The sequence below is a fragment of the Colwellia sp. BRX10-1 genome, from assembly GCF_014077545.1.
Classification (GTDB): Bacteria; Pseudomonadota; Gammaproteobacteria; order Enterobacterales; family Alteromonadaceae; genus Colwellia_A.
The window spans coordinates 1-13,826 of the sequence record NZ_JACGWC010000010.1 but is presented as its reverse complement, the minus strand read 5'-3'; the positions used below and the strand labels follow the sequence as shown (position 1 = coordinate 13,826).

The following is a 13,826-nucleotide window of genomic DNA, read 5'->3' as shown; positions in this document are numbered from 1 at the left end:
TCTATTTAATTTTATAAAAAATTAAAGCGTTAAAGCGTAAGCTCTAGCTTTTTCTAGGTCTTCTGGCGTATCAACCCCTTCAACCGCTAAACGAGTTTCTGCTACCGCAACATGAATTTTTTCACCTTGCCATAATACGCGCAGTTGTTCTAAAGACTCAATTTGCTCTAATTGACTGGCCGGCCATTGCACGTAATCTTTAATGAACCCAGCGCGATAGGCGTAGATACCAATATGGCGTAAGTAAAAATCGCCAATAGCGGCGGGACTTTCCTCATTAAGAAAGCGATCTCGGTCATAAGGGATCGTCGAACGGCTAAAGTACATCGCATAACCGTGTTTATCTGTTAACACTTTAACCGCGTTAGGATTAAAAGCCTCTTCAACGTCATGGATATGCACAGCAAGTGTCGCCATTCTAGCTTGTTGTTGGTTTGTTCTTTGCTGGTCTGCTAAATTTCTGGCAACTTGAGCAATATTTTCAGCGGGAATAAAAGGCTCATCCCCCTGAACATTAACGATAACCTGATCATCGTCAAAGTTATAAATGTTCATCACTTCGGCTAGACGTTCGGTACCCGATTGATGATCGGCACGAGTTTTACAAACCTCGCCACCAAATGCTAATACCGCTTCTTCAACCTGCTTATTATCAGTGGCGACAATCACTTGGCTAGCACCGCTTTGCTGGGCTTTTTCAACAACCCATTGGATCATCGGCTTACCATTAATATCGGCTAACACTTTTCCCGGTAAACGAGACGACTCAAACCGAGCAGGTATTACAACAATAAAAGACATTTAATTCTCCAAATATATTTAATTAGTCATTTTCAGTAATACGGCGCGCTTCACTTTCTAACAAGACCGGAATACCTTTTTCAATAGCGTAAGCAAGGCGGTCGAATCTACAGATCAATTCTTGTTGTTCTTTATTGTAATCAAGTTTGCCCTTGCATGCTGGACAAGCTAATATTTCCATTAGTTTTACGTCAAATGCCATGTTTATTCTCTTATTTATCAGTTTATTTATTAGTTAACTTAGCGTGAATCTAGCCTTAATACGGCTCAGTTTATCTGCTTTTACTTTGTCAAATAGCGCATCTAAAAATGGCGTTATTTGTTTATTTTCAATATGGGCATCAACCGGTAAATACCACCAGTTATTTTTAGCAAAAGACGTACATTTTACCGCGTCTTTTTCTGTCATCAAAAGTGGAATATCGTCAGAAAAACTGACAAATTGTGCTTCATTATAATGCTGATGATCTTTGAAACCTACCGATGCTTCAAGACTAAAACCACTATCAACTAAGGTTTTAAAAAAACGGCTAGGGTCACCAATACCGGCGATAGCATTGATACACTTAGTTTGACTTTCGTTATCATTAAACTGTTGATAAAAATCAGTTAATGATAGTTCCTGCTTGGTTTTAACATTGACCACCATTTTTGCCATTAAAGTCATTGTTATTTGTGGTATACCGACTGGATAGACTTTATTATCGGTTGGCGTTGCGCCATTAAAGATAAGCGCGTCGACTGTTTTTAAACGCCATAAACCTTCACGTAATGGCCCTGCGGGTAATAACAAGCCATTTCCAAACACGCGTTTACCGTCAATAACAATAAGCTCAAAATCTCGTTCTAAGCGATAGTGTTGTAAACCATCATCAGCAATAATAACGTCGCAGCCTTGCTGCATTAACAACCTGGCACTCGCCACTCGATCGCCGCCAACCACAACAGGAATACCATGGCGTTGATAAATTAATAAAGGCTCATCGCCTGTTTCAGCTGCGCTACTGCTTGCATTGAGTAAATAGGGATAGTGCGGTGCTTGTCCGCCATAACCTCGACTAATAACGCCAACTTTCATGTTTTGTGCTAAGCATTGCTTAATTAAGTACAAAACCACCGGTGTTTTTCCGTTACCACCAATACCAATATTACCCACCACCACAACAGGGATGTCGATACCAAAAGATTTAAAAAAATACAGTTGATAGCATTTTCGTCGTAACGCGGATAGCAACCAAAAAATAACGGTTAACGGTAACAAGAACGGCACGAGCAGCCATTTTGCTGGGTGTTGAAAAAACCAAACCTTTTCAATTAAGCGCATAGCAAAATCTCAACCGTCATTTTATTCGCTAAATTGAAAGTTGTGTAATTTTGCATAAGCACCTTCTTTTGCTAATAATGTTTGATGATCGCCCTGTTCAAGAATTTTCCCTTGTTCCATAACGATAATTTTATCGGCATTTTCAATGGTAGACAAGCGATGAGCAATAACAATACAGGTACGATCTTTTTGTAAAACTTGCAAAGCATCTTGAATATGACGTTCTGACTCGGTATCTAATGCACTGGTTGCTTCATCAAGAATTAAAAAAGGTGCATCACACAATAATGCTCGAGCGATAGCAACACGTTGGCGTTGTCCACCAGAAAGTAAAGCACCATTATCACCAATATTAGTATCTATTCCATCAACCATATTTTCTGCAAACTCAAGCACATGAGCACTTTTAGCCGCAGCTAAAACTTCGTCACGACTGGCGCTGGGTTTACCATAGGCAATATTATTAGCGATAGAGTCATTGAATAACACCACTTGCTGAGAAACATAAGCAAACTGAGCACGTAAGTCTTTCAACTTGTATGAGGTAATGTCTTTTCCATCAATTAATACTTTACCCGCTGTTGCATCATAGAAGCGCAGTAAAATTGCACTGGCGGTTGATTTACCACTCCCCGAGCGACCAACCAAAGCTACTGTTTCTCCAGCATTCGCGGTAAAGCTTAGTTGAGTAAGCGCTAATTTTTCGTCGTTAGTATAAGAAAAATCAACTTGTTCAAAAGCAAGTGTTCCTTTGGCTTTCTCAAGTGATTGTTGACCCGTGTCTTTTTCATTTTCTTGGTCAAGCACTGCAAAAATACTGACACAAGCCGCCATACCATTTTGAAAGTCACTGTTAACCGTAGTTAGTAACTTTAAAGGTCTCAGTAGCATAGTCATACAAGTAATCACCGTTATGAAAATCCCTGGCGTTAAGCTTGCTTTCATACTTTCTAAATTGGCAACGTAAAGTACAAACGCTAACGCAAAAGAAGCGATAATTTGTATTAAGGGTACGCTGAAAGATTTTGTGGCCACCATTTTCATGCGCTGTTGGCGATTATGTTTATTTATCTGACCAAAACGTTCGAATTCACGTTCTTGCCCGCCAAAGGTTAAGACAACCTTATGAGCGTTAAAGGTCTGCTCGGCAGCAGAAGTGACTTCTCCCATCGCATTTTGAATTTTTTTACTAACTTGGCGAAAACGTTTCGAAACCACAGTAACAATAATAGCGATGATAGGAGTTATAAGGAGGAATATTGCTGATAACTGCCAACTGTTGTAAAACATAACCGCGAGAAAGCCAATCACCATAGCACCTTGTTGTACTAAGGTAAGCAACGCTTTACTGGTTGCATTAAGAACTTGCTCGGTATCAAAGGTCAGTTTAGAGATTAACGTTCCAGTAGACTCTTTATCATGAAAAGTCACCGGTAGCGCCATAATGTGTTCGAATAAATTTTGTCTTAAATCGGTAACGACATTATTACCCACCCAAGCTAAACAATAATTACCAAAAAAATGGCAGATACCTCGGATAATAAAACAAACAATAACAAAAAGTGGGGCCCACTTCATAAAGTTAGGATTAGCATCAGTTAAACCATCATCGATTAATGGCTGTAACTGCGAGAAAAATAAAGTGTCGATACCGGCATAGCCAAGCATCCCTAATATAGCGATGACAAACCCTGCTTTGTAAGGTTTGGCATAACTCATTAAGCGTTTAAAATTTTGCCACGTTGTGGCTTGTGCGGCTACTTTGCTTTTACTTGCTAACATTCAGTCTCTCTGTGACTTCGCGATTAATTATTCATATCCAAGCCATTTTAGCGTTATTTCTTAGTTGCAACCAACTAATAATATTTACAACGTTAATTAGCAAACCAATATGGCTTGATATGCAGACGATAAGATTGAATTTCAAGGGCTTGTTCGGTAATGTTTATGCGGATCATTCCATGCTCAGCAGTTGCATACGGCGTTACATTAAGCTGATGATAACGTTTAAGTACCGCTTTATTAGGCATCTTCCATCGATTCATAAAACCCGCACTAAAGATAACGGCCTCGGGTGAAACCGCTTTAATAAAACGCGTACTTGATGAGGTTTTAGAGCCATGGTGCGGCGCAACAATAACATCAGCTTTTAACTGATTAGCGATTTCAGTATTAGCGACCAGTATTTTTTCAACTTTATGAGGAATATCACCCGTTAATAGCACCTTATATTTACCATCAGAAATATGGATCACGCACGAATTATCATTTTCTTTATCTTCAAGAACCACCGGCCACAACACAGAAAAAGTGAGACCTTGCCAAGTAAAGTCATCGCCTTGTTTACAACTGTACATGTTAACAAAACTATACCTGCCAACATCTTCTACCGGTTGATTATATTTGATGTGCTTAACGATAATTTTATTTAGCGCCATTTTTTTATCGATAAAAGCCAAGCCACCAGCATGGTCGTTATCTGCATGACTTAACAGTAAATAGTCAAGAGTGGTCAAACCTTGATACTGTAAATAAGGAAAAACCACACTTTCTGCCAAGTTAAATCCACTGGGGTAACTTGCCCCAGTATCGTATAAAATAGCCTGCCCATGCCTTTCAATAACAACCGCTAACCCTTGCCCAACATCAAGGACATTTACTTGCCAATCATCATTTTTTTGTTGGTCATTAAAAAACATATAACTGAATAAAAAAGTGAGTAATAGCGCAACAGCCAGTACTTTTTTGGGTAAGGCTAAAAAATAACTGATGAAGCATAAACCGCTGATTATCAAAATAATCATTAATGTCTGATGGCTAACGTCGATAAACAGCCATTGTTGGCTCGATAAGTAACTTAGCCACTGCCAAATAAACGTTAATGATATTAACGATAACTCAAGAAAAAACATAGCCAGCGTTTCACTAAAAGGCATAGCAACCACAGCCAATAAACATAACGGAATAGCGGTAAAGCTCATCCAAGGCACGGCAATAATATTAGCAAGTAATGCAGAAAGAGGCAGTTGATGATTCAATAAAGCCGCCACGGGCAACATAAATAATGTTAAGCCTAGCTGGATAATAATTAGAGAGTGGAGCCAGGCTTTTATTTTGTCAACTTGACCATCACCTGATGTTAAGAGTAACTTTCGACATCGCCAGATAACCAATAATATCAGTGATACCGCATAAACGCTTAGCCAAAAACTGACACTAAATAGACTAAAGGGTGATATTAATATAATGCAAACGATACTCAGTAATAACCAACGTATTATTGTTAATTTAACCCCCACGAGCTTAGCGCAAATAAATATTTGCATCATGATCAAGGCACGTAATGTGGGTAAAGAAAAGCCGGCCAGATAAGCATAAAATAGTGCGACTAAGCTACTAAAAGCGAAAGCCACGATACGGCTGTTCTTTTTTACCAACCATAACTTGCCTTTTTGAGTTAACAGTACGTAAAACGGACTATAGCGAAAAAACATCAACATGAATCCAAAAGCACCACTGGCAATTAAGCCTAAGTGTAAGCCAGAAATAGCCATTAAATGCTGTGTTCCTGTTGCTTGTAAAACTTGCCATTGCTCAGCCGTAATTTTGCCACGCTCGCCAAAGGTAAGAGCAAAAATAAAATGGTGCAGCTCGTTTGTTAAAGTCAATGAGTCCATTAATTCATTGAGTTGTAAGTACAATTTTTGACGATAACTAGGCTGCGCTGCTATTAATTTATTTTTTGCTGAATGTTTTACATAGCCAGTAGCATGGAGTTCCTTTTGTCTTAACCATGTTTGATAGCTAAAACCGCCAATATTTGCAAAACCATGGGCAGGTTTTACTCGCACCGTAAGTTGCCATTTCTGGCCTTGGTTAATCTTAGTAACTTTTTTTAAGTGATCCGGTTTAACAGACTTATGATCCCAACGCAGACGAATATTTATCTTTGATTGAAGTTTTTGTTGATTGACTTCTTCAACAACAAAATTAAAACGTGATACTTGTTTAACCCTTTCATCCTTGTTTGTTTTACGCGTTAATGACTTTGGAATATTAGCAACAACACCTCTTACCGTTAAGGTTGTACCGAAAAAATCATCTGTAATTAGGCTATTAACTTGCCATATATTTTGATAAACGAAGCCAGCATAGAGTAACCAAGCACAGCCAAAAAAGAGCCCACTATAACTCCGTAACCTTTTGATGAGACAAAAAATGACAGCAAAACAAAAACAAATATAAACTTGCGAAATGTCTGGTACTATCGGTAAGAATAGTGACAAAATAGCACCGATAAAAAATGTAAATAGCCACCGTTCCATAGTGATTAATTTCCGTATCTGTCTAATCGATAAATAAAGCCTAGATAATATAAGTAAGTATATGCCTAAAAAACTCTTCAAGCGTTATATGCCGGATCACAACACCATAAAAAATAATAAACATTTAAAAATTTTTGGTGCGTCATTGCATAACCCCAACTTATGGCATTTAAACCGTAATTCTGTCGCAAAAGCTTTTGCCGTAGGTTTATTTTTTGCCTTTATCCCGGTACCTTTTCAAATGGTTTTAGCTGCTGGTGTTGCTATTATAGTACATTCGAATTTGCCACTTTCTGTTGCACTCGTTTGGATAACTAATCCGCTCACAATACCCGCAATTTTTTATGGCTGTTATATGGTTGGCATCTGGCTACTAGGCCGATCTGAAAAAGAATTTGTATTTGAAGCGAATTGGCAATGGCTGGTTGATAGTTTATCAACTATTGGACCAGCATTTTTACTTGGCTGTGGCGTGCTAGCGGTACTTTTCTCGCTAATAGGTTATTTTGCCATACATGGCCTATGGCGATATTCTGTTATCAAACAATGGAATAAACGTAAAAGTAGAAAGTAGAAAGTAGAAAGTAAAAATCTGCTCTAGTCTCGCGTTGGTGATAAAAATCATCTGTTAATAATGTAAAAGCGAAACCCGCTACATTTGTCCTAACACCTGCGCTGGCTCAACCTTAGTTGCTTGCCATGCGGGGTAAATAGTCGCCAGTAAACTCATCAGTAAAGCCGTAAAAACAGTGATTACAACATCAGTTTGGCTTAAGTGAGTGGGAAGAAAGTCGATAAAATAGATATCACCTGATAACACTTTTACGTTAAGAAGTGTTTCTACTGCAGTAACAATATCAGTTAAATTTAATGAGATAACAATACCTAACACTGTCCCCACTAGACAACCCACGACTCCATTAACCAGTCCTTGAAACATAAAGGTCATCATTATAACGCTCGCCGGTGCTCCCATAGTTTTTAAAATAGCGATATCACCTTTTTTCTCATTGACTGCCATAATAAGCGTTGAAACAATATTAAAACTTGCTACCGCTATGACTAATATTAAGACAATAAACATCACTAATCGTACAAGTTGTATATCATTAAAAATATGGCCGTGACTTCGTGTCCAATCATAAATGGCAACATAAGTATCATCAAAGCTATAAGCAACATCACGTGTTACCTGGGGCGCTTGAAAAACATCAGCTACTTTTATGCGAATTCCCTGAACTTGCCCCTTCGCGAGATTAACCATTTTTTCGGCATGCTCAAGTGAAAGATATACAGAGTTTTCGTCAATCGTACCGCCAAATTTAAAAATGCCAACAACTTTTACTTGGTGCTTAACCGGCACAGGAAATTTAGCACTCACTTGCTGGTTATTTTTTTGGGCAATAACACTCGATAGTAACAATTGTAGTGAGTCGCCTAATTCAAGTTGTAATTTTTTTGCAACTCCCGAACCGATAACAACACCAACCGTAGGGTTTTCGGTATTTTCATTATCAACGATCGCTTGCCAGCTGCCGGCAATCATATAATCGGCAATGGTAGAAACTTGCTGTTCTAACTTTACATCGACACCACGCACAGCAACGGCTTTGAGTTCACTGCCATGTTGCATCATACCGGTAAGTTTAATCACAGGTGCAGCGGCTATCACTTGTGGATGTTGTTGTGCTTTCGCCACGTGTTTTTGCCAGTTATCTATCGGCGTATTAATAGCAATTAGCTCACCGTGAGGAATAACCGACAGCAAATGTTGCGCTAATGCTCGCTCGAAACCGTTCATTGCTGAGAGCACTATAATCAATACCATTACACCAAGCGCAATACCGATAGTGGAAGATGCTGAAATAAACGAAGAGAAGCCATTACCGTTTCGGCTACGCACATAACGTAAACCTAAAAATAAACTTAATGATTTGGTCATTTAAAAGCCTTAACTTTCAAGGGGCGCTAACCGGCCGTGCGATAAACGTAGTTGACGATCCATTCTGGCAGCAAGTATTAAGTCATGGGTAACAATAACAAAACTGGTGTTTACCGTTTTATTAAGGTCACGTAATAACTGATATATTTGCTCTGCGGTATCAAAGTCTAAATTACCTGTTGGTTCATCAGCTAATATTAATGAAGGTTTAGTCACTAATGCCCGAGCAATAGCGACACGTTGACGCTCACCACCAGAAAGCGCGGAGGGCCGGTGCTCAAAGCGGTGACTTAACCCAACCTGTGTGAGCATTTCTTGTGCGGCAGCTAGGGCCGATTTAGGTGAATCCCCGCGAATCAGTAAAGGCATTGCCACGTTTTCTTGTGCTGAAAACTCCATCATTAAATGATGGAATTGATAAATAAAACCAATATGTTTATTGCGAAATTTAGCACGTTGCTTGTCAGATAACTGGTGGATATCAACACCGCTAATAAAGACCTGCCCTGAAGATGGAGAATCGAGTGCTCCAGCTATATGTAAAAAAGTACTTTTACCACAACCAGAGCTGCCCACTATAGCAACAAGTTCACCCGCATCTACTGACAAATCAAGCCCGTCTAAGACTTTGGTTTCAATGCTACCTTGATAATATGACTTTGATAATTGCTGACAAAGTAAACCTTTACTCATTTCGTAAAACCTCGGCAGGCTCTGTTAAAGAAGCCTGATAAGCGGGATATAATGTAGCAATAAAACTCATCGCTAACGCTGATAAAACAATACTAAACACATTGTTCACTGATAGTTCGACGGGCAAAGACTGCCCTGCTCCCAATAAATTAACACCGAGAAGGGTAAATATAGTGTTTAAATTTAAGGTTAGTATGGCGCCAACCACAGTACCGATAGTGACGCCCCAAAAACCATTAACTAAACCTTGAGTAATAAATATTTTTACCACGCCAAGACGATCTAGCCCAAGTGTTTGTAAAATACTAATTTCACCCTTTTTTTCGATAACAACCATCACTAAAGCGGAAACAATATTAAACGCGGCAACGGCAATAATTAAGCTCAACATCAACCACATCATATTTTTCTCCATGCGCACAGCAGAAAATAAAGCGCCTTGAGTATCGCGCCATGTCGTAAAATCATACTGTGGATATTGTTGTTTTAAACGTTTGACCACTTGCTCAGCAGCAAAAGCATCATCAAGATACAAACGAAGTTTTTCAACGCCATCACCTCTTTGTCGATGAAGTTTTGCGCCATCTTTACTGTGAATATAGACCAGTCCTTCATCAACTTGTGAGCCAACACTAAAAATACCAGCGATGGTAAAAGTGCGTTGCACCGGAATTCTCCCCATTGGGGTAAATACGGTTTTATTAGGCAGTGTTAAACGTATTTTATCACCCAAATCGACATCAAGTTGCCTTGCTAACGACTGTCCGATAACAATGGCAAAGCTCTGTGTCGATAGATTATCTAAATGTCCTGATACCATAGAGTTGTTAACAATATTGTGCTGCTCGAATTCAGGCATGATTCCTTGAATGAGTACACCGCGTAATGCGCCAGAATTAGCTTGTATGAGTGCTTCACTTTCCAACAAAGGAGTAACTTCTTTAACTTTAGGCGTAAGTAATAATTGTTCACGTAGGATTTGCCATGTAGGTAAAGCATTGTTTTTGTTTTGCTGAGGTTGATTGGCGACGACAATATGGGGAACTAGACCCAATATTCTCCGTTTTTGTTCACCTTCTAAACCGTCCATAACGGAAACAACGGTGATCAATGATGCGACACCCAGGACGATACCGACAATGGAGAAAAAAGTGATAAAGGATACAAATCCAGAACTTTTACGGCTACGACTATAGCGTAGCCCAATGAAAAAACTGACGGGTTGAAACATTAATTAAACTTCATCTTATGTTATTCAGTAAGAGAACTATTACTCTATAAGTAGCCACAGCATAGCACAGTCAATGTTTTATTTGGCAGCAAAAAAGCCAACAATTAATATTGATAAAAATCAAAGTGAAAAATATTACGATTACTTTCAATTAGTTAAATAAAAAAATAAAAAAATCATCAGGCTTAATGTACAAAATAAAATACGGCACTGCTGATACATTATGTAAAAATTCATGTCCAAATCTAGTAAAAAGCCCTGTAACCCTTTAGTATCAATGCGTTTACCATTTTATAACCATATTCTTTACTTAATAATAATGAGATTACCATGAAAAAAATAATAACAGGTGCAGTCTGTTCTTCGTTATTGTTGCTTGCCGCTTGCAACGACAATCCAGAAAGCACTGAGACAACTAAGCAAGAAATGCCTATCATGCAAAAAACTGCATTAGCTTCAGGTATCGACAAAGCAACAATGGACTTATCCGTTCGTCCACAAGACAACTTTTATCGTTATGTAAACGGTGCTTGGTTGAACGCTAATGAAATCCCTGGAGATAAAACGTCAATTGGTGCCTTTTATGACTTACGTGACGAAGCTGATGACAATGTAAAAGTAATCATTGAAGAATTAGCAGCAACAGAAAATTTAAAAATGGGCAGCGACGAGCAAAAAGTAGCTGACTTATTCCGTTCATATATGAACATGGATGCACGTAATACTGCAGGTACGGCTCCTATCCAACCATTATTTGATAGCATCAATGGTTTAAAAGACAAGAATGAACTTGCGACATTTTTTGGTGAAAATCAAAAAAATGGTGTAGGTAGCCCATTAGCGTTTTATATCAGCGTTGACGGTAAAGACTCAACTCGCTATGCCACTCATATTTGGCAAACAGGTTTAGGCTTACCCGACAGAGATTACTACTTTGATGAAACCGAACGTTTTGCCGCATTACGTAAAGGTTATGTTGCTCATATTGAAAATATGTTCAACTTAGCTGGTTTGAAAAACGGTAAAGCTGCTGCGCAAACGGTCATGGCAATTGAAACTAAATTAGCAGGTTTTCATTGGACAAAAGTTGAAACTCGTGACAGCAGTAAAACTTACAATAAATTCGATGTCGCTGACTTAAACACAGTTACTGATGCATTTAACTGGAATGCTTACCTTGCTGCTCAAGGCGTATCAGCCCAAAAAGACATCATTATTAACCAACCTTCATTTGTTAAAGGTTTTGGCGAAATATTTGCAGCAACCTCATTAGCTGATTGGCAAACTTACTTAACTTTCCATACCTTAAGTAACTTTGCTGGTTCTTTAACCGCTGATTTAGATAATGAAAATTTTGACTTTTATTCTCAGCAGTTAAGAGGACAAAAAGAACAACGTCCAATGTGGAAGCGTGGTGTTGGCGTAGTTAACAGCAATTTAGGTGAGGTTATTGGTAAAGTTTATGTGAGCCGTCACTTTAAGCCTGAAGCTAAAACCCGAATGACACAACTTGTTGAAAACTTACGCGGAGCATATGGTGCAAGTATTGATGAACTAGAGTGGATGTCTGATTCAACTAAAAAAGCTGCCCATGTAAAACTAGCAAGCTTTGATCCTAAAATTGGTTACCCAAATAAGTGGGAAGATTACTCCGCACTTGTTATTAAAGGTGATGACTTAGTTGGCAATAAAATGCGTTCTGGTAGTGTTTCTCATCAAAAAGAAGTCGCTAAGTTAGGTGGTCCAATTGATAAGCAAGAATGGGGCATGACGCCGCAAACTGTTAATGCTTATTACAATCCAACTAAGAATGAAATTGTTTTCCCTGCAGCCATATTACAACCACCATTTTTCAACTTAGCCGCTGACGATGCGGTTAACTATGGCGGTATTGGCGCGGTTATCGGTCATGAAATGGGTCACGGATTTGACGACCAAGGGAGTAAGTATGATGGCGACGGTAACATGCGTAACTGGTGGACTGAAGCAGATTTAGCAGCCTTTAAAGTTCGCACCGATGACTTGGTAAAACAATACGATGGCTATTCAGTATTTGAAGACTTAAATGTAAACGGTTCTTTAACACTGGGCGAGAATATTGGTGATTTATCAGGGGTAACTATCGCGTATAAAGCTTATATTGCTTCATTAAATGGTAAAGAAGCACCGGTAATTGACGGACTAACTGGCGATCAACGTTTCTTCATGGGCTTTGCTCAAGTATGGCGTGGAAAAAAGGTTGAGAAATCATTACGTAATCAAGTAGCAACTGACCCTCATTCACCTGGTGAGTTCCGTGCATTAGGCTCTTTATCTAACATGCCTGAATTCTACAAAGCGTTTAACGTTAAAGAAGGTGATGCTATGTATATCGCCCCTGAGAAACGTGTAAAAATTTGGTAAGCCAATGGCTTAATTAAATAACGTTATTATTAGAAAAACACTAAAAAGCCAACAACTATTGTTGGCTTTTTTATTACTGAAAATACCCGGCCTTAGATTCTATTTATCAAAAACATAAAATCAATGATGTTTAATACCGCTAGATATTGTAAATAATTATAAATCTCGTAAACTAACGCAACGTAAATGTGTTTAGGGAATAAGGTGAGAAACCTTGACTGTTCCCGCAACTGTAAATTGTAGTGACTTAAGAGTTGCCAATGAGTCAGCATACCTATCCACAATAAAATCACCACCATTAACATCAATAAAATCGTGCGGGAATACACGGTAAATTGCTATTTTTTAAGGGCCCCCCTTAACGTTAGCCTTGCCTTTTCTCCTCTTTAAAAAAACTATAATTACCCATAGGAATACTCATGGTTGACGAAACACAAAAAAGTGAAAAACACCAAGCACGCATGCAAAAAGTAAAAGACAAAGTTGATGCAAGAGTTGATGCTGCCACTGATGAACGCGGTATATTAATTGTAATTACAGGTAACGGTAAGGGTAAGTCAACATCAGGATTTGGCACGCTAACTCGCGCAGTAGGACACGGTCTAAACGCAGCAGCCATTCAGTTTATAAAAGGCACTTGGGCTTGTGGCGAAAGAAATGTCCTAGAAAAGCTCGGCGTACCTTTTCACGTGATGGCAACAGGGTTTACTTGGAATACACAAGATAAATCAACCGATATTGCCGCTGCTCAACTTGTTTGGAAAGAAGCAAAGAAACTATTAGCTGACGAAACCGTTGATGTTGTGCTACTTGATGAACTGACTTACATGCTGTCGTTTAAATACCTTGATCTTGATGAAGTACTAGACGCCATCGCTAATCGCCCGCCGATGCAACATGTAATAGCCACAGGCCGTGGCGCACACCGTTCACTCTTAGAATTAGCTGATACAGTAAGTGAAGTGCAATCGATTAAACATGCTTTTGATAATAATATAAAAGCACAAAAAGGTATTGATTGGTAATAACTCAGCCATATTGATACCAACTACGTTATGTTGATACCAACTACGTCATGCTGATAACAACTACGTCATGTTGATAACA

The 13,826-nt window shown here is 38.8% G+C and carries 11 protein-coding genes and 1 riboswitch; of the genes, 3 read left to right on the top strand and 8 right to left on the bottom strand.

Features of this window, described 5'->3' with window-relative positions:
* Positions 1 to 21 precede the first annotated feature (21 nt).
* From kdsB to H4J75_RS10140, 5 genes are all read right to left on the bottom strand, one after another.
* Positions 22 to 801, bottom strand: coding sequence for a 3-deoxy-manno-octulosonate cytidylyltransferase (kdsB, locus tag H4J75_RS10160; RefSeq protein WP_182222055.1), 780 nt, complete (start codon positions 799 to 801; stop codon positions 22 to 24).
* A gap of 22 nt (positions 802 to 823) precedes the next feature.
* On the bottom strand, positions 824 to 1,003 hold the full coding sequence (locus H4J75_RS10155) for a Trm112 family protein (protein WP_070376055.1): 180 nt from the start codon (positions 1,001 to 1,003) through the stop codon (positions 824 to 826).
* A gap of 33 nt (positions 1,004 to 1,036) precedes the next feature.
* Positions 1,037 to 2,125 (bottom strand): tetraacyldisaccharide 4'-kinase, encoded by a 1,089-nt coding sequence (gene lpxK, locus H4J75_RS10150; RefSeq protein ID WP_182222054.1) that lies wholly within the window; start codon positions 2,123 to 2,125, stop codon positions 1,037 to 1,039.
* A gap of 21 nt (positions 2,126 to 2,146) precedes the next feature.
* Entirely contained in the window at positions 2,147 to 3,907 is a 1,761-nt protein-coding gene (msbA, locus tag H4J75_RS10145; protein ID WP_182215087.1) for a lipid A export permease/ATP-binding protein MsbA, read from the bottom strand.
* A gap of 92 nt (positions 3,908 to 3,999) precedes the next feature.
* Complete coding sequence (locus H4J75_RS10140; RefSeq protein ID WP_182222053.1) at positions 4,000 to 6,450, bottom strand: DNA internalization-related competence protein ComEC/Rec2; 2,451 nt, start codon at positions 6,448 to 6,450, stop codon at positions 4,000 to 4,002.
* 61 nt (positions 6,451 to 6,511) lie between these two features.
* On the opposite strand from H4J75_RS10140, the gene H4J75_RS10135 reads away from it, so the two are divergent.
* Complete coding sequence (locus H4J75_RS10135; protein ID WP_182222052.1) at positions 6,512 to 7,024, top strand: DUF2062 domain-containing protein; 513 nt, start codon at positions 6,512 to 6,514, stop codon at positions 7,022 to 7,024.
* 78 nt (positions 7,025 to 7,102) lie between these two features.
* Here the strand turns inward: H4J75_RS10135 and lolE are convergent, their stop codons facing one another.
* Genes lolE through H4J75_RS10120 form a run of 3 tightly spaced genes read right to left on the bottom strand, consistent with a single transcriptional unit; the run spans position 7,103 to position 10,316 of the window.
* Positions 7,103 to 8,392, bottom strand: coding sequence for a lipoprotein-releasing ABC transporter permease subunit LolE (gene lolE / locus H4J75_RS10130; protein WP_182222051.1), 1,290 nt, complete (start codon positions 8,390 to 8,392; stop codon positions 7,103 to 7,105).
* Positions 8,393 to 8,401: 9 nt separating this feature from the next.
* Positions 8,402 to 9,085: a lipoprotein-releasing ABC transporter ATP-binding protein LolD gene (gene lolD / locus H4J75_RS10125; protein ID WP_182215095.1), complete on the bottom strand. Its 684-nt coding sequence runs from the start codon at positions 9,083 to 9,085 to the stop codon at positions 8,402 to 8,404.
* On the bottom strand, positions 9,078 to 10,316 hold the full coding sequence (locus H4J75_RS10120; protein ID WP_182222050.1) for a lipoprotein-releasing ABC transporter permease subunit: 1,239 nt from the start codon (positions 10,314 to 10,316) through the stop codon (positions 9,078 to 9,080). The genes lolD and H4J75_RS10120 overlap by 8 nt, the downstream gene beginning before the upstream one ends.
* A 330-nt stretch (positions 10,317 to 10,646) precedes the next feature.
* On the opposite strand from H4J75_RS10120, the gene H4J75_RS10115 reads away from it, so the two are divergent.
* Both H4J75_RS10115 and cobO read left to right on the top strand, forming a co-directional pair.
* The gene (locus H4J75_RS10115) at positions 10,647 to 12,719 is read left to right on the top strand and encodes a M13 family metallopeptidase (RefSeq protein WP_182222049.1); all 2,073 of its coding nucleotides are present in this window, start codon (positions 10,647 to 10,649) and stop codon (positions 12,717 to 12,719) included.
* 152 nt (positions 12,720 to 12,871) lie between these two features.
* A riboswitch (cobalamin riboswitch) is annotated at positions 12,872 to 13,016 on the top strand.
* 122 nt (positions 13,017 to 13,138) lie between these two features.
* On the top strand, positions 13,139 to 13,744 hold the full coding sequence (cobO, locus tag H4J75_RS10110; RefSeq protein WP_070376046.1) for a cob(I)yrinic acid a,c-diamide adenosyltransferase: 606 nt from the start codon (positions 13,139 to 13,141) through the stop codon (positions 13,742 to 13,744).
* Positions 13,745 to 13,826 lie beyond the last annotated feature (82 nt).